At 77.2% G+C, this 20,933-nt stretch carries 10 protein-coding genes; 6 read left to right on the top strand and 4 right to left on the bottom strand.

Annotated features, from left to right (window positions below):
* Positions 1–15 precede the first annotated feature (15 nt).
* The 5 genes from CP974_RS24285 (at position 16) to CP974_RS24265 (ending at position 6,612) form a co-directional block, all read left to right on the top strand.
* Positions 16–1,101, top strand: coding sequence for a M50 family metallopeptidase (locus CP974_RS24285; protein ID WP_037936588.1), 1,086 nt, complete (start codon positions 16–18; stop codon positions 1,099–1,101).
* A gap of 166 nt (positions 1,102–1,267) precedes the next feature.
* Positions 1,268–2,239, top strand: a complete 972-nt coding sequence (locus tag CP974_RS24280) for an ABC transporter ATP-binding protein (RefSeq protein ID WP_051840025.1) — start codon at positions 1,268–1,270, stop codon at positions 2,237–2,239.
* Positions 2,236–2,991 carry an ABC transporter permease gene (locus CP974_RS24275; protein ID WP_031136255.1) on the top strand — a complete coding sequence of 252 codons (756 nt, stop codon included), beginning with the start codon at positions 2,236–2,238 and terminating at the stop codon, positions 2,989–2,991. The genes CP974_RS24280 and CP974_RS24275 overlap by 4 nt, the downstream gene beginning before the upstream one ends.
* Positions 2,988–4,973 (top strand): TOMM precursor leader peptide-binding protein, encoded by a 1,986-nt coding sequence (locus tag CP974_RS24270; RefSeq protein WP_162887737.1) that lies wholly within the window; start codon positions 2,988–2,990, stop codon positions 4,971–4,973. The genes CP974_RS24275 and CP974_RS24270 overlap by 4 nt, the downstream gene beginning before the upstream one ends.
* 277 nt (positions 4,974–5,250) lie before the next feature.
* The gene (locus CP974_RS24265) at positions 5,251–6,612 is read left to right on the top strand and encodes an amidohydrolase (protein ID WP_150485860.1); all 1,362 of its coding nucleotides are present in this window, start codon (positions 5,251–5,253) and stop codon (positions 6,610–6,612) included.
* Positions 6,613–6,794: 182 nt separating this feature from the next.
* Here the strand turns inward: CP974_RS24265 and CP974_RS29755 are convergent, their stop codons facing one another.
* The 3 genes from CP974_RS29755 to CP974_RS24250 all read right to left on the bottom strand — a co-directional run bounded on the left by CP974_RS29755 (position 6,795) and on the right by CP974_RS24250 (position 16,208).
* Entirely contained in the window at positions 6,795–10,151 is a 3,357-nt protein-coding gene (locus CP974_RS29755; RefSeq protein WP_051840081.1) for an AfsR/SARP family transcriptional regulator, read from the bottom strand.
* A 331-nt stretch (positions 10,152–10,482) separates the two neighbouring features.
* Positions 10,483–11,142, bottom strand: a complete 660-nt coding sequence (locus CP974_RS24255; RefSeq protein ID WP_031133774.1) for a hypothetical protein — start codon at positions 11,140–11,142, stop codon at positions 10,483–10,485.
* A 422-nt stretch (positions 11,143–11,564) separates the two neighbouring features.
* Positions 11,565–16,208 carry a hypothetical protein gene (locus CP974_RS24250; protein WP_031133773.1) on the bottom strand — a complete coding sequence of 1,548 codons (4,644 nt, stop codon included), beginning with the start codon at positions 16,206–16,208 and terminating at the stop codon, positions 11,565–11,567.
* 224 nt (positions 16,209–16,432) lie between these two features.
* Here CP974_RS24250 and CP974_RS24245 point away from each other — a divergent pair, with 224 nt between their 5' ends.
* On the top strand, positions 16,433–16,678 hold the full coding sequence (locus CP974_RS24245) for a hypothetical protein (RefSeq protein WP_031133771.1): 246 nt from the start codon (positions 16,433–16,435) through the stop codon (positions 16,676–16,678).
* Between the two features lie 1,747 nt (positions 16,679–18,425).
* On the opposite strand, the gene CP974_RS24240 is transcribed toward CP974_RS24245, so the two are convergent.
* Positions 18,426–20,450, bottom strand: a complete 2,025-nt coding sequence (locus CP974_RS24240) for an NACHT domain-containing protein (RefSeq protein WP_031133767.1) — start codon at positions 20,448–20,450, stop codon at positions 18,426–18,428.
* Positions 20,451–20,933: the final 483 nt, after the last annotated feature.

The following is a 20,933-nucleotide window of genomic DNA, read 5'->3' as shown; positions in this document are numbered from 1 at the left end:
GGCCGGGCGGGGGCCATGCGCGCCTACCGGCCGGCCCTCCGCCCCGGCGTACGGGTCAGCCCGCCCCTGCTGCGCGGCCCGCGCACGGTCCACCTCGTCAAGCACCCGGTCAGCGGCGCCGCGTTCGAGGTGGGCACCAAGGAGCACTTCGTCCTCGGCCTGCTCGACGGCACCCGGGACATGGACGACGTGGTGTCCGCGTACGCGGCGCGGTTCCGGCGCAGGCTGTCCGAGGAGCAGTGGACCCGGCTGCTCGGCCTGCTCGGGGCGCGGGGGCTGCTGGCCGGCTCCCCGGACCCGGCGCCGCCGGCCCCGCCCCCGGCCCGTACCGGCACGTTCTGGAAGGGCAGCCGCCGGACGGTCGCCGACGCGCACGCCACCACCGGCCGCCTGTACCGGGCGCTGCGCCCGCTGCTGCGCCCGTGGGCCCAGATCCCGCTGGTGGCGGCCGTGGTGGTGATGGTCGCCGCCCTGGCGGCCGATCCCGGGGCGCTGCTCGACGGGACGCTGGAGCTGCTGACCCGCCCGCTGCTGCTGGTGCCGTTCGCGGTGTTCCTGTGGTGCAGCGTCTGCCTGCACGAACTGGCCCACGGCGTCGCCGCCCGGCACTACGGCGGGGTGGTGACGGAGATCGGGCTGCGGTGGCGGTTCCCCGCGATGATGATGTACTGCACGGTCGACAACTACCTGTTCCTGCCGGGGTTGCGGGCGAAACTGGTGGTGGCGGCGGCGGGGGCGTACGCCAACCTGCTCCTGCTGCTGCCCCTCGCGCTGTGGTGGGCGCTGCTGGACCCGGCCGACCCCGTCCGCCCGCCGCTCACCGGGATGCTGTTCGTCGGGATCGTGCAGGCGCTGAGCAACCTGGTCCCGCTGCCGCCGCTGGACGGCTACCGCATGCTCGGCCACACGCTGGGCGCCGCCAACCTGGCGCCGGAGACCCGGACGTACCTGGCGCTGCGCAGGCGCGGGCGGGACGCCGTGGCCGCGTACCCGCCGCGCGCCCGCCGCCTCTACACGGGGTACGCCGTCACGGCCGCGTCCCTGGTGCTGCTCGCGGCGGGCGGCACGTGCACGGCCGTCGTCCTCCTGCTGCTCCTGTGACGCCCCGGCCCCGCACCGGCCCCCACGCCCCCGGCCTCCGGCCCGACCCCGGCCCGGACCACGCCCCCCGGCCTCCGGCCCCACCTCCGACCCGACCCCCGACCCCCGACCCCGACCCCGACCCCGACCCCGAAGGATCACGCACACTCATGAACGAGGTACCCGTATGAGCTCCCCCTCCCCCACCGAGGACAGCGCCGCGCGACCGGCGCAGGCGGCCGTCAGCGTCCGCGACGTGACCAAGAGCTACGGCGGCCGGAAGGCCGTCGACGGGGTCTCCCTGGACGTCCGGCGCGGCGAGTTCTTCGGGCTGCTCGGCCCCAACGGGGCGGGGAAGTCCACCCTGGTGGAGATCATGGAGGGCCTGCGCAAGGCGGACTCCGGCTCCGTCGCCGTCTTCGGCGAGGCGCCCTGGCCGCGCAACACCGCGCTGCTGCCCCGCATGGGCGTGCAGACCCAGTCCTCCGCCTTCTTCGTGCGGCAGACCGTCCACGAGCACCTGCGCACCGTCGCCGCGCTGTTCGGCGCCGAGTCCGCGGCCGTCGACGCCACCCTCGACGCGGTCGGCCTCGGCGGGCGGCACGACGTCCGCGTCGACGACCTCTCGGGCGGCCAGCGGCAGCGGCTCGCCATCGCCTCCGCGCTGGTCCACGGCCCGGAGCTGATCTTCCTGGACGAGCCGACGGCCGCGCTGGACACGGAGGGCCGCCGCGACCTGTGGGAGGTGCTGCGCGGCCTGAAGGAGCAGGGCAGGACCATCGTGTACACGACGCACCACCTGGACGAGGCGGAGGCGCTCTGCGACCGGGTCGCCATCCTGGTCGCCGGCCGGCTGGTCGTGACGGACGAACCGCAGCACCTCATCGGCACGTTCGGCGCGACGAGCCGGCTGCTGGTGCCGCTGGGCCGGATCGACGAGGAGCGTGCGGCGGCGCTCCCCGGCGTGGAGGCCGTCTCCGTACGGGGCGGGCACCTGGTCCTGGAGACCCGCGCCACCGGGCGGGTGCTGGCGGCGCTCGACGCCGTGGCGGGCCTGGACGGGGTGCAGACCCGCACGCCCAGTCTCGAAGACGTGTACCTCGACATCACCGGCCGGCGGGCGGACACCGCCGAGGAGAACCAGGAGCAGCAGGCATGAGCGCCTACACCGCGCTGACGGCGGCCGGTTTCCGGGCCCAGGTCCGGGACAAGACGACCGTCTTCTTCACCTTCGCCTTCCCGCTGATCTTCCTCGTCGTCTTCGGGCTGGTGTTCCGGGGCCGGGACGTGGAGGAGAGCGGCTTCTCGTACCTGTCGTACACGGCGGCGGGCGTGCTCTCCTGGGGCGTCGCGAACGCCGCCGTCTTCGGGATCGGGTTCACGCTGATGCAGTGGCGCTCGGACGACATCCTGCGGATGATCCGCATGTCGCCCGCGCCGCTGTCGGCGGTGATCGGCTCCCGGTACGTCCTCGCGCTGGGCGTCGGGCTGGTGCAGTCGGTGCTGTTCGTGGGCGTGGCGATGATGCCCGGCTTCGGCCTGGTGCCCGACTCGCGGTGGCCGCTGCTCGTCCCGGTGCTGGTCCTGGGCATCACCACCTTCCTGCTCCTCGGCGTGATCATCGGCAGTGTCGCGGACACCCCCGAGTCGGTCGCGGGCATCGCCAACTTCCTGATGCTGCCGATGGCGTTCCTGTCGGGGTCGTTCTTCCCGCTCGACGCCATGCCGGAGTGGCTGCAGAAGCTGTCGATGGTGCTGCCGCTGCGCTATCTCAACGACGCGGTGTCGGCGGCGCTGGTGGGCCGGGGCGACCTCGGCGACATCGGCACGGGCTGCGCCGGCCTGGTCGTGTTCGCGGTCCTCTTCGGGGCGGTCGCGGCGCGCGTCTTCCGCTGGACGAAGACCTCATGACCGCCGCGACGACCGCGACGACCGCGACGGGCCGCAAGCCCCCGCCCCCGCATCCGATGGCGGAGGCCCGCGACGCCCTCCAGGCCGTGCTGGACGGCCGCTTCGGCGACGCCGCCCCGCTGGTGGTGCCGGTCGGCGCGGTCGGCGCGCAGGGCGGGGACGCCGGCGCGCCCGACCCGTGGGCGGCCGGCCGGCCGGCGGCGCTCGTCCACGTCACCGCCTCGGCGGTGCTCATCGGCCCGTGGGGCGGCGACGGCACCGCGCCCGCGTGCGGGCGCTGCCTCGCCGTGCGGTGGCAGCGGCTGCGCAGCCGCAGCGAGCGCAACGCCCTGGAGACCGGCGGCCCCGCGGGACCCCGCCCGGCGGGCGGCTGGCCGCTGCTGACCGGTCACGCCCGGGACACGGTCGCCGCGCTGTGCGAGGCCGTGCTGCGCGGGCCCCGGCCGGTGCCGCCCGCCGAGGACCCGGCGGACCGGGCGCTGCCCCAGGTGACCCGCCTGGACCTGCGGAACCTGCGATTGCGGACGTATCCGCTGCTCGCCGACCCGCTCTGCCCGGACTGCGGGCCCCGCGCGCGGGCGCCGGAGCGGTCCCAGGTGGCGCCGCTGACCCCGGCGGCCCGCCCCAAGCCGGACCCGGACCGCTACCGGCTGCGCTCGGCGTTCGCCTACCCGCTGCCCACCGACGCCCTCGCCAACCCGGTGTGCGGGGCCCTGGGGGCGGGCACGTGGACGGACGTCACCTCGTCCACGACGGCGCCGGTGGCGGGCAGCGCGTTCGTCCGGGGGTACGCGGGGCTGCACGACGTGACGTGGAGCGGCCAGGAGAACGCGTTCGCGACGAGCCGGCGGCTGGCGTTCCTGGAGGGCCTGGAGCGGTACGCCGGCACCCACCGGCGGGGCGGCACCGCCCCGGTCGTCGGCTCGTACCGGGAGCTGGCGGCCGACGCCGTCGACCCGGCGGTGTGCGGCCTGTACGACCCTCGGACGTACCGGGACGACCCGCACGTGGAGCCGTTCGACCCCGCCCGCCCCATCCCCTGGGAGTGGGGGTGGTCGCTGCGGGACGAGCGGCCGGTGCTCGTGCCGTCGCGGCTGGTGTACTACAGCATCCCGACGGCCGGGGACGCCTTCGTCTTCGAGTGCTCCAACGGCTGCGCCATCGGCGGCTGCCTGGAGGAGGCGGTCCTGGGCGGCCTCCTCGAACTGGTGGAGCGCGACGCGTTCCTGAACGCCTGGTACGGGGGCGCCCGGCTGCCCCGCGTCGACCCGGCGACGGTGGGCGGCGCCACGGCCGCCGCCATGGTCGAGCGGGCCGCCCTCCAGGGGTACGACGTGCACGTCTTCGACAACCGGATCGACCTGGCGATCCCGGCGGTGACCGTGGTCGGCGTGCGCCGCGACGGCGGCCCCGGCACGCTCTCCTTCGCCGCCGCCGCGTCCCTGGACCCGAGGGCGGCGGTCGAGGGGGCGCTGTCCGAGGTGCTCAGCTACATCCCGCACCTGGCCCGGCAGACCGCCGAACGCCGTGCCGAACTGGAGGCCATGGCCGACGACTTCTCCCTCGTGCGGCACCTGAAGGACCATCCGCAGCTGTACGGGCTGCCGCGCATGGCCCGCCACGCGCGCGCCTGGCTGGAGCCGTCCGATCCGCGCCCCTTCGGCGAGGTGTACCGGGAGTGGGAGGAGCACGGCCGCCCCCGCACCGGCGACCTGCGGGACGACCTGCTGGCCGTGCGGGACGAGCTGGTCCGGGCGGGCCACGACGTCATCGTGGTCGACCAGACGTCGCCGGAGCAGGAGCGGATGGGCCTGCGCACGGTGAGCACGGTGGTGCCAGGGCTGCTGCCGATCGACTTCGGGTGGAACCGGCAGCGGGCCCTGCTCATGCCCCGTCTGCGCACGGCCCTGCGGCGCGGCGGCCACCGGGAGCGCGACCTGACGGAGGCCGAGGTGAACCGGGCGCCGCATCCGTTCCCGTAGCGCCCGGGGGCGTCTGGTCGCGTCGTCCCGCCGGGTCGTCCCGACCAGTCGGCCGCCGTCCTGATCGGTCGTCCCGCCGGGGCGTCCCGACCGGTCGTCCACCCCGCCGTCCCGACCGGTGGTCCCGTACCGCCGTCCCGTACCGCCGTCCCGACCGGTCGTCCCGTACCGCCGTCCCCACCGGTCGTCCCGTACCGCCGTCCGTTCCCGTGCCCCTCGGGGCGGCCCTCCCCGTGGGCCCCGCGCCCTCCCCGCAGCCTCTCCCCGGAGTCCGCCGATGCGCCCTTCCTCCCCCGCCGGCCCCTCGACCGCCACGCGAGAACTCCTGGCCCGTGCCGGGGAGGTGCTGCGCCCGGCCCTCGCGCTGTACCTGGACCTGCACGCGCACCCGGAGGTGTCCGGGCAGGAGGCCCGTACGGCGGAACGGTTCGCCGTACGGCTGGAGGCGGCGGGCTGCCACGTCACGCGCGGGGTGGGCGGCCACGGCGTGGTCGGCGTCCTGCGCAACGGCGACGGCCCGAGCGTCTGGCTGCGGGCGGAGCTGGACGCCCTGCCCGTACGGGAGGACACCGGGCTGCCGTACGCCAGCGGGAACGGCGCGATGCACGCGTGCGGCCACGACCTGCACCTGGCGGCGGCGGCCGGTGCGGCACAGCTGCTGGCGGGCCTGGCCGACCGGTGGCGGGGCACGCTCGTCGTGGTGGGGCAGCCGGCCGAGGAGACGCTGGCGGGCGCGGAGGCGATGCTGCGCGACGGGCTGTACGAGCGGTTCGGCCGCCCCGGCGCCGTACTGGCCCAGCACGCCGCGCCGCTGCCGGCCGGCACCGTGGCGCACACGGACGGCCGGGTGCCGATGGCCGCGGCGGGCGCCGTGCTCGACGTGGTGCTGCACGGCCGGGGCGGCCACGCCGCGACCCCGCACCTGGCGGTGGATCCGGTCGTGGCGGCGGCGGCCGTCGTCATGCGCCTCCAGGCCGTGGTCGCCCGCGAGACCGCGCCGGCCGACCAGGTGACCGTGACGGTGGGCACGCTCCACGCGGGCACGGCGCCCAACGTCATCCCGGACCGCGCCGAGCTGGGCGTCGGCGTCCGCGCCTCGTCCGAGGCGTCACTGGACCGTGCGCTGGCGGCGGTACGCCGTGTCGTGCGCGCCGAGAGCGCGGCGGCGGGCGCGCCCCGCGACCCGGAGGTGACCGTGGTGTCCCGCTCGGCGGCCCTGCGCTGCGACCCGGACGCGACGGCCCCGGTCCGGCGCGCCCACGAACAACTGCTGGGAGCGGCGCGGGTCCTGACCTGGCCGGGGTCGATGGCGGCGGAGGACTTCGCGCTGTTCGGGGACGCCGGGGCCGAACTCCACGGGCACCGCGGGGTGCCGCTGGTCTACTGGATGCTGGGCGTCACCGGGCCGGAGGAGTGGCGGGCGGCGGCCGCGCCCGGCGCCCCGCCGCCGCACCCCAACCACTCGCCCCGCTTCGCCCCCCACGTCTCCGGCGCCCTGCGCCCCGCCGTCGCCGCGCTGGCCGCCGCGGCACTCGACCGCCTCACCACCCCCGCCTCCACTCCCGCCCCCGCCCCCGTTCCCGCCTCCACCTCCGCTCCCGCCTCCACCTCCGGCCCGGCCCCGTCTGCCCACCCGTGACACCTCCCGCGGGGCAGCGGCCGGTCACCCGGTACGTCCGGCACCCGACCCGTGCCCCGCGCGGCCCGACCCGGCCCGCCACCGGAGACCGGCCGTCACGGGCCGGCGGCCCGGGTGCCGCGGGGCGGCGGCCACCGGTCCGCGCCCACCGCCTCGCACGCGCCGGACGCGGAAGCCGGGTCCTACTCCCCGCGGAAAGCCGCCGAGCCCCGGCCTCCCGTGACGGCCACGGCGTCGGCCCCGGAACCGACGGCCACCGCGCCGGGGCCGCCATCGGCAGCCACCGCGCCCGGGGCGCCTCCCCCCGCCACCGCGCCGGTCCCGGACCCGGCGACGGCCGCGCCGGCCCCGGAACCGACCGCCGCCACGCCATCCCCTCCGCCCGCGCCCGCGGCGCCAAGCCCTCCGCCCACGGCCGCCTCCGCCCGGTCCCCGCGGGCGGCCGCCACCGCGGCCAGCAGTCCGGTCACCTCGGCGGGCGTCATCCGCCCGCCCTCCGCCAGGCACCGCTCCAGCTCGCGCGGCGGCAGCGCAGCCCGGACCAGGGCGCTCTGCAGGGGGCCGTCGGCGGGGTCCATGAGGGCGGGCGAGAAGCCCACCCGCCGGCCGCGCTCCTCCACGGCCCCGAGGAGTACCGCCCCCTCGCCCGGCCGCCCGCACCGGGCCAGGGCGGCGGCGGTGGTGTGGGCGATCACCAGCCATCCGGTCACGTCCTGGTCGTCCTCCAGGGCCCGCAGCGTCACCAGGCCGGTGTCCAGCGCCCGCCCGGCACGGCCCAGGTCGAGGTCGCTCTTCATGACCAGCCACGACGACGACGCCTGCACGAAGCGGTGGCCGCAGGCGACGGCCAGGGTGATGGAGTGCGTCAGCACCTCCCGCGCCCGCTCCCCCTGTCCGTCGGCGCGCAGCAGCATGCCCAGCACCATCAGCGCCTCCGCCTCCAGCCAGCGCTCCCCCGAGACGCGGGCCAGCTCCACCGCGGCCTCCGCGCGGCGGGCGGTGCCGGGTGTACCGCTCAGGCCCTCGAACAGCGCCCGGTACGCCAGCCCCTGGGCCTCGATCACCGTGTCCCCGGCGTCGCGGGCGTGCCGGGCCGCGTCGGAAGCCGCCCGGGCCGCCGTGGCGAAGTCCCCCTTGAGGTAGTGCAGGGCGCTCGTCGCGATCAGTGCGCGCGCCCTCGGGCCCGGCTCCCCGTCAGGGGTCAGCTCCAGGGCGGCGCCCAGCCAGCCGAGCCCCTCGGCGACATGGCCGCTGCGGTACCAGAAGCGCATCAGCGCGCCGCCCAGCCGGAGGGCGTAGGCGCCGTCGCGGGCGAGCAGCGCGGAGGTGAACGCCTGCCGGATCTCCGGCTGGTCGCGGTCGGTCCGCTCGGTCGCGCGGGCCGCGTGCGGGCCCTCCATGAGGCGGGCGGCGGTCGAGGCGCGGGTCAGCACCCAGGCGCGGTGCGCGGCCTGGGCGGCGGCGAGCTCGGCCGGGTCGGCCTGGCGGCGGACGTACTGCTTGAGCGTCTCCAGCATGCGGTAGCGCCGGGGACTGGTGCCGGTCTCGGCGGTGAGCAGCGACTTGCGGACCAGGGCGGCCAGTTCGGCCAGGACCGGCCCGCCGCAGACCGCCGTCGCCGCGTCGAGGTCGAAGGAGCCGGCGAAGACGCCGAGCCGGTGGAACGCCGCACGCTCCGGCCCGGTGAGCAGCCGGTGGCTCCACTCCACCGCGGCCCGCAGCGCACGGTGGCGCACGGGGCCGGTGCCCGGCCCGCCGACGAGGACGGCGAAGCGGTCGTCGAGGGCCCGGGAGATCTGCTCCAAGGACAGGACGCGGCACTGCGCGGCGGCCAGTTCGATGGCGAGCGGGAGGCCGTCGAGTTCCGCGCAGATCCGCTCGGCCGCCCGTGCCTCGCCCTCGCCGGGTGCCCAGCCGGGGGTGACGGCGCGGGCGCGGGAGAGGAAGAGTTCGGCGCCGGCCCCGGCGGTCAGCGGCGGCACCTCGTACACCGCCTCCCCCGTCAGGCCCAGCGGCTCCCTGCTCGTGACGAGCACCCGCAGTCCGCCGCACCGGGCCAGCAGTTCGGCGGCGAGCCCGGCGGCGGCCTCGCGCACGTGCTCGCAGTTGTCCAGGACCAGCAGCGTGCCCCGGTCGCCCAGCACCTCCGCGACGCGGGCCGCGCTCGCCCCGTCGCGGATGCCGAGCGCGTCCGCGACGCTCACGGCCACCAGCCGCGGGTCGGGGTCCTCCAGGTCCGCCAGCTCCACCAGCCAGGGGCCGTCCCCGTCGGCTCGGGCGTGCGCCACGTCGAGCATCAGCCGGGTCTTGCCGATGCCGCCCGGCCCGGTGAGGGTGACCAGCCGGTGCTCCGCCAGCAGTGCGGCCACCTGCCGCTTCTCGTCCTCGCGCCCGACGAGCCCGGTCAGCGGGAAGGGGAGGTTCCGGCCGCGCGGGACCCCCGCCGCCACGGCCCCGCCCGCCGGGTCGTCCCCGCGCGGGACGCCGTCCCCGTGCGGGATGCCGTCCCCGTGCGGGGCGGCCGGGTACGGGTCGGCCGGGCGAGGGACGGGCTCGTACGGGACGACCCCGCGCCCGGGGCCTCCGCGCCCGGTGCCTTCGAGGGCGGTGCCTTCGAGGGCGGTGCCTTCGAGGACGGTGCCTTCGAGAGCGGTGCCTCCGTGACCGGGGTCCGCGGGCGCGCCGTCCCCGCCCTCGCGTGCGGTGCCGGGCGCGGCCCCCGCGTACACGACCCCACCGCCCACGCCACCGGCCGAGGGCACGGGCGCCGCGAGGGCCGCGTCCTGGGCCAGTACCGCCGCCTCCAGCCGGCGCAGCGACGGGCCGGGGTCGACGCCCAGCTCCTCGGCCAGCACGCGGCGCGCGCGGCGCAGGGCCGCCAGCGCGTCGCCCTGGCGGCCCGCCCGGTACAGGGCCAGCGCGAGCAGCTCCCAGCCGCGCTCGCCCAGCGGCTCCTCGGCGGCGTGCTTCTCCAGGTCGCCCACCACCGCCGCGTGCCGGCCGCGGGCGAGTTCGGCGGCGAACAGGTCCTCCTGCGCGGACCGGCGCAGCCCGTGCAGCCGCGCGCTCTCGGGGGCGGCGAACGAAGCGCCCGCGAAGTCGGCGTACGCGCGGCCCCGCCACAGTGCCAGGGCCTCGTCCAGGGCGGCGGCGGCCCGCTCGGCGTCACCGGCCCGCAGCAGTTCCCCGCCGCGCGCGGCCAGGGCGGTGAAGCGCTCCGCGTCCACGCCCCGCGGGTCGATCCGCAGGGCGTAGCCGGCGTGTTCGCGGACCAGCACCCGCGCGGCCCGGCCGGCGGCGCGGCCCGGTTCGAGCGCCTTGCGCAGGGCGGCGACGTACGAGTGGAGGGTCGCCGGGGAAGGGGGGTTCCGCCCGTCCCACGCGCGGGCGATCAGCGCTTCCTGGGTGACCGGACGGCCCCGCGCCGCCACCAGCACGGCGAGCACCGCGCGCTGGCGCGGGCCGCCGAGCGGCACCTGCCGGCCGCCCACGACGGCCGTCATGGGGCCCAGTACGCCGATGCGGAGGTCTTCCGCCATGCCCCACCCCTCTCCCCTGGCAGGAAAGCGTGCCAGACCGGTCGTTCACGCCGGGAACGGCGTCGCTATCCGGACACGCGCGGGGAGGGACGGCGGTTCCCCGGCCGGCCCGCGCGCAGAGGGCCGGCCGGCTGCGCCTCCGGCGGACGGGGCGGGGGCGGGCGGAACGGGGGCGGGACGGGGCGGGGCGGGGCGGGGCGGGGTGGACGGGGGATGCACCCGCCTGGAAGCGGGGCCGCCACGGCGAACCCGGACGCGGGGCGGGCGGGGCGCGCGGGGCGGGACGGCGGTGGCGCGCCCGCGGGGCCGGTGCTCCGCGGGCGCGGCGGGCTCACTTCTCCAGGTCGCCCCGCATCGCCACGAACAGCTTGGCGGCCTGCGGCAGCGTGCTGTCGGGGAAGTGGGCGACACCGGCGGTGCCGTCGTCGGCCCAGCCGCACACGACGTCCCCGTCCTCGGCGAGCGAGGCCAGCATGCACTCCACGGAGCCGCCGAGGGGGCCCGCGTCGACGGGCTGCGCCTCGGGCTGCCCCAGCTCGGGGTCCCACTTGATGTGCTCCAGCATGCCCCGCCACAGGTGCTCGCGGCGCTTGCCGGTCTCCTCGGGCACGTTGTCGACCGCGATGGTGAGGGCGGAACCGCCCTTGGGGAGGACGTAGTTGTTCATGACCAGGTTCATGCCGTCCCGCATCTCGCCCGGGTCGACGGCCACGTCGCTCGGGGCCCCGGCGCCGGTCGCCCTGGCCAGCCCGCCCGCCTTCGGCGCGTCGACCACGCGCCGGGCACCGGCGGACGGCCGGGCTTCCCCGGAGGGCCGCGCGGGTGCGGCCGGGGAGGACTGCGCGGGGCCGGAGGGCGCGCCGGGCGCCGGGGCGGACGCGGAGCCGGTCGGGACGGCGGCCGGGCCGTCGGTGCCGTCGGCACGGCATCCGCTCAGCAGGACGAGGCCGAGCACGGCCGCCGTGAGGACGGTGGGACGCTGAACGCGCATGGAAGGAGCTCCCCCTGAGGACCGGCGGTCCGCCGCCGGTCGGATCGACACGTGTGCGCGGTCGTGCGCCCGGCGGGGTCCGCCCGTCGGCGGGCGGAACGTCCGGCACGCGCGGCACCGACCGCACTCGTGGCCCACCCTCCCAGCGGGGGCTGGGAACGCGCTGGGGGTTCGCTGGGAGTCCCGTCGCGAAGCCCCCGGGCACAGGGCCACCCGCATCCGCCACCGCGTCCACCGCCCGCCTCCACCACGCACCACGCACCACGCGCAGCCGCAGCCGCGTCCGCACCACCGCGCGCGCCCACCCACCGCGTCCGCGACGTCGACGGCGACGGCGACGGCGACCGCGTCCACCGCCCGTGCGATCCCACCCGTCACCCGGCCCACCCCCCGCCCCGTCGGACGCCCCTTCCCGCACCCCCTCACGCGACGTCGGCGAACACCTCCGCCCACGGCGCCCCGTGGCCGGCGCGGCCCGCCCAGGACGCCGTACCGCGCAGCGCCGGCATGAGGGCCGGCGGGGTCCTGCGGTCGCGCATGAGCGCGTACAGCTCCGGGGAGATGTCCCCGAGGCTCTGCCCCGCCACCTCCACGAGCTGCTTGGCGAACGCGACGTCCCGGACGGCGAGGTCCAGGATCGTGTCGGTCAGCCGCTCCCGGTCCTCCAGGCCGACCACCCGCAGGTACCGCCGCCAGTCGTTGGCCAGCCCGTCGCGCCACTTGCCCTTGCCGGCGGGGTGCACCCGGTTGGTGAAGTCGAGTACGCGGTCCAGCAGTCCGCGGGCCTGCGCGCCGCGGCCCTCGGCGGCGAGGCGGCGGCACAGGTGCGGCAGGTGCTCGAAGCGCCTGCGCCAGGCGTGCGGGGCGGTCTCCCGGTCGCCGGGCGGCAGGAAGAGCGGCAGTTCGGCGAAGACCAGCGCTTCCAGGGCGCCGAGCGGTTCGTCCGCGGGGTGGGCGAGGTCGTCGAAGTGGGCGTGCAGGGCGATCCGCAGCAGGTACGCCTCGTTGGCGGCGAGCAGGAACTGCCGGGAGTGGTGGTCGTACGGCGGGCCGGAGGCGGCGCGGACCTCCCGGCCCCGTTCCTGTACGGCGTCCAGGACGGGGAGCAGCCTGCCCAGCGGGTCCTGCCCGCGCCAGTGCGCCGCGTGCCGGTGCAGTTGCTCGCCGACGCCCGCGAGCACGCCGCGCCGGACCTCGCCGTTGCGGGTCGCCGTGAGCAGCTCGGCGGTCTCCTCGACGGTCACCGGGAGGAGGCCGCCACGCGTGGCCGCCAGTGTCTGGAGGCGTACCCCGGCGGCCTTGAGACCGGTCGGGGAGTCCCGCAGGATCTTGGCGACGGTCAGCAGGGCCTCCCGGTGGCCGGGGCTGTCGAGGACGGCGGCCAGCATGTCGGGGCCGAGGCCGGCCAGGCGCCTCAGGCCGCTGAGGTCGCCGCTGCGGGCCGCGTCGTCGCGGAGCCGGCCGAGGAGCGGTCCGGGGTGGTCGGCGGCCCGGCGGCCGAGGGCCTCCCGCAGGCGTACGGCGTAGGGGCCGGTCGCGGGCGGGTTCGCCGCCAGGTGGGTGTCGAGGGCGCGCCGGGCGTGCGGGTGCCCGCCGGCCGCGGCGGCGACCGTCAGGGAGGCGGGCCACGGGTCGCTCAGCCACCGCCCGAGCGCGGCGGCGTCGGCGTCGCGCGGTGCGGGCAGGCAGGCGGCGACGGTCGCGGCGGGCAGGGGGACCTTGTCGGCGTCGAGGGCCTTGACGACGACGCCGGCGGCCCCGCGTGCGACATCGGGGGCCCGGGTGGGGGACAGGTGGCTCCGGCACCAGTCGCGGGCCGCGGCGGCGCCCGTCGAGCCGCCCTGCGGACCGCGCGCGGCCCCGCCCGCCGAACCGCTCTGCGGGCCCGCGCTCGTACCGCCCGAGGGCCCGCCGGCCGCGACGCCCGCCGGGGCACCCGCGGGGCCGCCCTTCGGGTCGTCCGGTGTCCGGCGCAGGAGCGGTGCCAGCAGGTACTTGGCGACGGGTTCGGCCCGCTCGGGCGAGGTGGCCGCGTCGGCCAGGCGGGTCAGGCAGGTCTGGACCGTCCTGCGGGGGCGGGCGGCGAGCACCTCGGCCAGGGACCGCAGCCGCAGCACGTCGGACGGGCGCGGAGGGCCCCCCTCCAGTCGTCCGGCCAGCTCGGACGCGAGGGCCTCGACCTCGTCGGCGGTGGCGCCCCGCAGGGTGCCCGCCCAGGCCGGGGCCGCCGCCTCGACGAGCTTGTCCAGGTCCCCCTGCCAGCCCTTGCCCAGGCCGTCGAGGAGGCCGGGCAGGCTCGCGGCGTGGCCGCTGTACCGGGCGGGGTACCGGTCGGCGAGGTGGGCGAGGGCGACGAGGCCGTGCAGCAGGACGGCCTTGTCGCGGAAGGCGGCCGCCGCCTCCAGCAGCCGGGTGAGGCCGATCGCGCACCGCTGCGGCGCCGCGGTGTGCAGGCCGAGGAGGAAGAGGGTGAGGTCGCGCCCGTGGGGCAGGCAGCCCAGGTGCTCGGGCCGTGCGAAGTCGAGCAGCCCGAGGCCGGTCAGGAACGAGGCGGCCTCGTCGGGTTGCTGGTGGGCGAGGTGGGTGACGGCGACCAGCACCCGGCGGCGGTCCCGGTCGTCCTCGCGGTCCCACACGGCCCGCAGGGTGCGCGGCCAGGCCGTGCGGGCCGGGTTGCTGGTGCCGGTGAGCACCGCCGTGTACGACGCGGTCTGCCACGGGTCGGCGTCGCGCAGGGTCTCGACAACGAGGTCCACCGCCGCGCCCGGCGGGTGCCGCAGTCCGGCGTGGACGCGCAGGGCGGTGAGGCGGGTCGCGGCGTGCTCGTGCCGCGTCAGCGTCTCCAGCGCGGGGTACCAGCCGGCGGCGCCGTCCCGGTCGGCGTTGTGGAAGGCGTGCCGGACGGCCTCGGCGAGGAGGAGGTCGTCCGGGTGCTCGGTGACCCGGCGGGCCGCGGCGTCGAGCCCGCGCCGGGCCGACCGCAGGGCCTGGCCGGCCGCGTGCTCGGCGAACGCCTGGTGGTGGAAGGCGATGCGGCCGCCCTCGATGCGGCGCAGTACGCCCCGGTTGAGCAGGACGGCCACGGCCTCGGCGGCGTCCCGGCGCCGCCGCAGCGGCGTGTGGGCGACGAGCGCCGACAGCGCGTCCGCGCGGTGCAGTTCGGGTGTGCCCGCGCGCAGTACGGCGAGGCCGAGGGCCCGCACCTCGTCGGACAGGTCCCGCCGGGCGTGCTCGCCGGCCGGCCCGCCACCGCCGCCCCCGCGGACGCCGTGGTCGCCGTCACCGTGGCCGTCCGCGTCGCCGGGGGCGGGTACGGAGTGGCGGACGTCCTCGGTGACGCGGGCCTCCCAGTACTCGCGGAAGAGCTCCGTGACGTCGAGGTCCTTGTCGCGCGGGCCCGCCGGGGCGTAGACGTCGAACAGCATGCGCAGCGACAGCGGATGGCGGATGAGCTGCCCGAGGGGCAGTCCGCGGGCCGCCGCGTAGACGAGCGTCGAGCGCATCCGCCGGGCCAGGGGCTCCGCCGGGGCGTCCGGGGCGCCGCCGCCCTCGCGGGGGCCGGGTCGTCCGGGCTCGCGGCAGAAGACCCGCAGGTGCGCCTCGACGGCGAGGTCGAGTTCGGAGCCCGGCTCCCAGGGGGCGCCGACGTACCGCACGGGGCTCGCGGCGGTGCGGCCGTCGTCGTATCCGGCCAGGTGCTCCTTGGTCAGCAGCGCCTCGACGCCGTCCCGTTCGCGGTCCTCCCGCTCGCGGTCCTCCAGCCGGCGGGCCTCCGCCGAGCGGCAGGCCACGGCGACGGCGACCCCGAGGGCGCGGGCCTCCCGGACCAGCCGCACCAGCAGGTCCTCCCCCGTCCGGGCGGCGTCGTGGAGGAGCAGGTCCGCGGTGTCCAGCAGCAGGGCGACGGGGCCGGCGGGCCGCCGTGACCGTGCGGCCCGCCCGCCGCCGGGGGCCGCCTCGCCCCGCACGCCCCGTACGTTCCCGACGGGCCGCCCCTCGGCCGGCCGGGGCCCGCCGGGGCCCGGCAGCTTGGCCTCAAGGGCGGTCAGCAGGTCCTGGAGCCGCAGGTCAGCGGGGTGTGCGGGGGTGCCGAGCAGGGCGGCGGCGGAGACGGCGACGACCGTCCACCCCGCCGCGCGCAGGTCCCTGCGCACCCCCCACAGCACGCAGCTCTTGCCCGTGCCCGGCTCGCCGAGCACGGCGCTGCCCCGCGTGCCGCGGTTGACCGCCTGGTCGCGCAGGCCCCGGACGAGCGCCTTCTGCGCCCGGCGCGGGACGTACACGTCGCCCAGGCTGACGGCGGCCTTCCCGGGGTCGTCCACCAGGGGGACGACGGCCTCCCAGGCCGCGACGGTCCGGCGGTCGGCCAGGGCGACCCTGCGGAGGGCGACCGGGATGTCCTGCCCGTCGTCGGAGGCGGAAGGCACCTGAGCGGGCACGGCGGACACAGGGCCGGGGGCCGTACGTCCGCGTGAGCCACGGTCAGGCGCCCCGCGCGGCACGGACGGCGCCCCCGCCACGCCCACCCTGCCCGTGCCCGGCACACCCGGTGTACCCGGCGCACCCGCCACGCCCGCCGCACCCGGCGCGCTCGTACGGCCGGACCGGGCCGCCTCCCGGCCGACGGCCCCGGAGGACCGGGCGGCCGGAAGGGGACGGCCGGGCGGATCCGCGGAGGCCGTCCGCGAGCGGGCCGCACGACGGGCCTCGCGCTCCCGCTCCGCGCCCAGGAGGCGGGCGGCCAGTTCGTCCTCGTCGGCGTACGGCGAGGGGCAGGTGGCCTGGTCGCAGCCGACCTTGGTGCGCACGATCACGAACCACTCGCGCTCCCACGACGTGCCCTTGCGCCAACTCGTCACCCTGGAGCCGCCGATGCCCAGCCAGCGCCCGACCGTGGCGCTCAGTGGCTGGCAGCCGGTGTCCGGGTCGCCGTGTCCGGCCGTCCAGTGGGCGACCGCCCGCCAGAGCCAGGCCGTGTGCTCCCCGTCGCCGGCTCCGGACCGGTCGGCCAGCGTCGCCCAGTCGAACCTGCGGCCCTGCCCCGGCGGCAGCGGCCGTGCGTCCATCGAATTCTTCACCCGTCTCCCCGGCACGCCGCTCGGAAAAAGAAATTCCCCACATCCTGCCAGGTGGTGGCCTTCCCGGTGGTCGCTTCGCCGGACGCGGCGGCCGACGGGCGGGCGAAGAAAGCGGGTGCCGGGGTCCGCTGGCGGAGCCGGTCGCCGACCGGTGCCTCCGCGGGGCGCGTCGAGCCCGGCCGGAGGGTCCCCGTACGGACGGAGGAACCGTCATGGCTCTCGAAACGATCCTCGACCTGCTCCAGGCGCTGCCCGCGGTGCCCGGCCCGTTCGGCGCCGTCTCGGCGGCGCTCCTGCTGGCCCGGACCATCGTGCGGCGCCTCTCGCTGGTCTGGCTGACCCGCGGGGCGGCCCCCGGGGAGCGCGCGCTGATCCTGGCCGCGCTGCGCCGGTCGCCCCGCCCGCCCCGGCGGGGGCGCGTCCGCCGCCTGGTACGCCGGTGGCGGCGGCGGGGGTGACCGGGCGGGGTCGGCCCGCGCGGGTACCCCGGAGCACGGCAGGCTCCGGGGCACCGTCCGACCGCCCGCCAGGAGGCGGGCGGCACCCACGAGCGCGGCCACCGGGCCACCGGGCCTCACTCCGGCGGCGCGGCCTCCTCCAGGGCGCGGTTGCCGGCGCGGGCCGCCATCTCGTTCCAGAACGTCCGCAGGTTCGCCACCGTGGTGTCCAGCTGCCACGGGGCCCGCCGCCGGAACCTGCACGCCTGCCACGCCTGGAACTGCAGCCTGTCGAGCATCTGGCGCTGGTGGATGCAGAACAGTTCGTCGAGCTCGGTGCGGCACTGCGGTCCCTTCGGCGGATACGGGCAGAACCGGAACCGGCAGCCGTCGGCGCAGTCGGAGCCCGGCAGCGCCCGCGGTGTCTCTCCGACGAGAGCCTGCCTCGGGCTGAGTGGGGTCCGGTCCACGGTCATGCACGGCGGCATGCCCTGCTGCCACCCGGAGTACGCCGCCTCCAGGTGGCGCCGCGCGTCCTGCGGCCGGTCGCCGCGCTCCTCGGTGAGGGTCAGCAGGACCATGACGTCGGCGAGGAGCTGCTGCGCGGCGGGGTCCAGGGTGCTCCAGCCCCGCGAGGGCGGGATCCACAGGTCGTGCATCCGCCGCTCGCGCAGCGAACCGGTCTCCGATCCGATCTGGGCGGCCGTCCCGGCCTCGTCGATCCACAGGAACCGGTCCGGACGCCGGGTCTCCAAGGCGTGCCGCGCCATCCGGGCCGCTGCCCTGACCAGCGGGTGCTCGTCGCGGAGCCTTCCCTTGGGGGTGTGCTCGCCCCTCCGCTCCAGCCACTGTCGTATCTCCCTGGCCGGGTTGGCGCCGCGCCCTCGGCGGGGCTGCTTCTGTGCGACGTCGTCGGGAAGGGCCCACAAGGTCAGCGCGTGCAGCAGGGCGAGCCGGGCGTGCCAGTAGCGGGTGTGCTTGAGCATCTCAGCGGCCTGCTCGTTGAGGACGTTGCGGGCCCTGACCGGCCTCGTGGTGGGCGTACGGTGGTTCGCCGCGTGCCGGAACCCCAGCGCGAACGCGACCTCCTGCGCGATGCCGATCCCGTCGTGCCTGTGCCGCTCCATCCACTGGGAGAGCACCGTGTACGGGGTGTCCTCGTGCGGGGTACGCGTGCAGGACTGCACCAGCATCGGGACGACCCAGGCCTTCATGATCTCCGAGCGCCAGTCGGCCTCCGCCTCCCTCCGCTCCTCCCGCTCCGCGGCCTCCTCGTCCTCCTGGCGCTTCTGGATGATCTCCGCACGGCACTTCCGCGCCAGCCGCTCGGTCCTGGTGGTGCCCGGCGCGGACGGCGGACCGTCCGAGTCAGGGAGGGCGGCGGACGCCGCGCCGTCGCCCGCCCGGCCCAGACCGAGGCTGTAGGCCAGGGCCTCGATGTCGACGGCGACGGCCTCCGCACCGGCCGGCCCCGCCACGGCGCTGAAGGCGGAGAAGGCGGAGAAGGTGAAGGCCGGAGCGGGGCGGGCGGGTGCCAGCCGGTCCTTGATCGCGTCGAATGCCTCGTCACCGCCCTCACCGATCACCTGCGCCATGGCGAACCGCACCCCGTGGGAGGGCTCCTTGCGCGCCATGGCGAACAAGACGTCGTAGGCGGTCTCGGCGTGGACCCGCTCCGCCGCGGAGGGCGGCAGGAGGCGCCGTACGGCCAGCAGGCGTCCCGTGACGCCGATGCGCCTGACGAGCGCCTTCTTCGGGGTGTCGAGCTTCATGTCGTTGTAGGTCTGCAACGACTCCCAGTGCGACTCGATCTCCTCGACGAGGCTGTGGTGCAGCGGCTCGTGGTGGAAGCTGTCGACGTCCAGGGCGGCGGAGTACAGCTCCAGCGCCCGGATCTTGGGGTCCTGCTCCATGTCGCTTCCCGAGCCCGGGCGCCGTCGGACGGCCGCGAGATCTCGTCGACCGCCTGCCGGGCGGCGTCCAGGAGCAGGTCGCGGACGATGCTGATCGGGCAGCGGTGCTCACGCTCGCAGTCCGCCCCGGAGGCCGCCCTGTCGGCCTCCCTGCCGTGGCAGCCCTCGAGTGCGCCCCTGGAACGCGAGTAGAAGACCATCGACATGGCGAGTTCACGACCGGGGCGCCGCAGCGCCGGCGTGAAGTAGGCGTCGGTGACGTCCTCCGTCTCGGTGGCGGAGGAGAGGATGAGGAGCTCCTCCACCGGGCCTCCCGCGTACCGCGACACCGCGGCCATGCCGACCGGCCGCGGCACGGACACGGCCGCCGTCCTGACCGGCATCAGCGCGCCCATGCACCGGGAGGCGAGGTAGGCCTGCAGCACGCTGTGGTGGAACCGGACGCCCTGGTCCTGCACCTCCACGAGGCCCAGGCGGCTTCCCCAGCTCCCCGCCAGCCGGACGTCGATGTGCCCCGCCGGGTTCGTACGGGCCCCCTGGCCCGAGGCGTCCGCCCGGCTCGCGACGGCCCGACCGGCCGGGCGGGCGGCCCGACCGGCCCCCGCTGGACCGGACGGACCGGACGGCCCCGCGAGGTAGCCCAGCAGCGCGTCGACGACACGGTTCTTCTCGTCGTCCCTGCTCGTCCGCGTCAGGGCGTCGTAGGCGACGTAGGTCGAGTTGGTGCGCAGGGCGGCGCAGGCGAGCGCCGACAGGCAGTCGACGACCCGGCGCCGGCCCGCCCTGGACAGCGGCTGCTCGGGGTAGAGGTGGCCGTCGACGAGCGCCTGCACCCAGGCGTCGAGCATGTCGTAGCGCAGCACCCACGCGTCGTGGTCGCGGGGATCGCTGTACTCGTCCTCCCCGCCGCCCCCCACGACGGGTTCGAGCAGGCCGCGGCGCTCCAGGTCCTTGGCGATGTTCAGGTACAGCGGGGACTCCGCGATCTCGGCGGCCTCCACCACCCAGCTCATGCGCTGCCGGTCCGACCGCCAGTTGGTCGCCTCGGCGACGTAGTGGAGCGCCGCCTCCTCGCTCAGCGGCCCGAGGTGCGTCTGCGCCGCGTCGATGGACTCCAGCGACTTCTCGGGGCGGGAGGTGACGACGAGCGGGAGGCCGTCCTTGCCCGCCTTGCCGATGGCCTCCCGGATGACGTTCTCCCGGTCGGGGGCGTCCTTCAGGGCGTCCTCGAGCCCGTCCGCCAGGACGACCACGCGGTCCGACTGCCGACGCAGCCGGTGCCACACCTTCTCGGCCTCGGACCGCGAGGAGACCTTCACCAGGATCTCGGCCAGGAACGTGTCCTCGGCGAGGCGGGCGAAGTCCAGTTCCCCCCTGACGTCCCGCAGCCGCACCACCACGGGAGCCACCCCCTTCTCCGCGAGCTTCTGGGTGAGCCGCACCAGCAGCGCGCTCTTGCCCACCCCGATCGCACCGACGATCACATGCGGCCGGCGCCGCTTGCGGTCCCGCAGATCGTCCATCAGCGCGTCGCACAGCGGGTCGCGCCCCACCACCTCGCCGATGATGGTCCCCGGCCTCACCATCTCGTCGGCGTGCCGTCTCGCCCTGCGCAGGTAGTAGCGCCGGGCGCGCCAGAAGCGCCACAGCAGGAACCAGGCGGCGGCCACCACCGTCGTGGACGACAGCCCGAAGGCGGTCAGCATGTTGCGCCACTTCGACTCGGTCGAAGGGTCCCACAACCAATCCGACGGCGTGCCCGGAACCAGGCTGAGAACGATCAGACCGATGTACGCGACGCTGAGGACGATGTACAGGGCGGTCACGGGCCACACCTGCGGGCGCCACCAGCGGCGCGCCTTCCGTTCCCCCTTGGCCATGAGCCATCCGTCGCGGCACGAACGCCACAGCCACACGAAGGGCCAACTGATCCAGAACCAGGCCCGGGCGAGCACTCCGGCCGGGCGGGGACCGGCGGGGCCGTGGGAGCCACTGTGTCTGAGAGTCTCGTCGCAGGAGTTCATGCGCACTCCCGTCATCGGAAGCCAGAAGTCGCCTGCGCAGGGGCCGAGGAAGCCGTTGCCTGCTGTACTTCGGGGTGTCGGATCGGAGGGCCCGGCCAGCGTCCGGCGCGTCGGTCCACCGCCCCGTGTGCCGGTGGCCGGACCGTCGCCGTCGCCGTGGGGGCCGAGCGCCCTCTTCGGCGGCCGTCGTCCCGTCGACGGGCTCCTTCCGTCGTACCACGCCCCCTCCGGGCGGGCAAAAGGGGCGGGTACGGGGTGCGGAGACGGCGGCGCGGGCACGGGCCCGGCCCGCCGGAGCCGCGCCGGCCGGCGACCGGCACCGCCGCCCGGCGGGGCGGG

Source organism: Streptomyces fradiae ATCC 10745 = DSM 40063, assembly GCF_008704425.1.
GTDB lineage: Bacteria > Actinomycetota > Actinomycetes > Streptomycetales > Streptomycetaceae > Streptomyces > Streptomyces fradiae.
The sequence above is the reverse complement of the archived record's forward strand: the minus strand, read 5'-3'. Positions and strand labels throughout refer to the sequence as shown.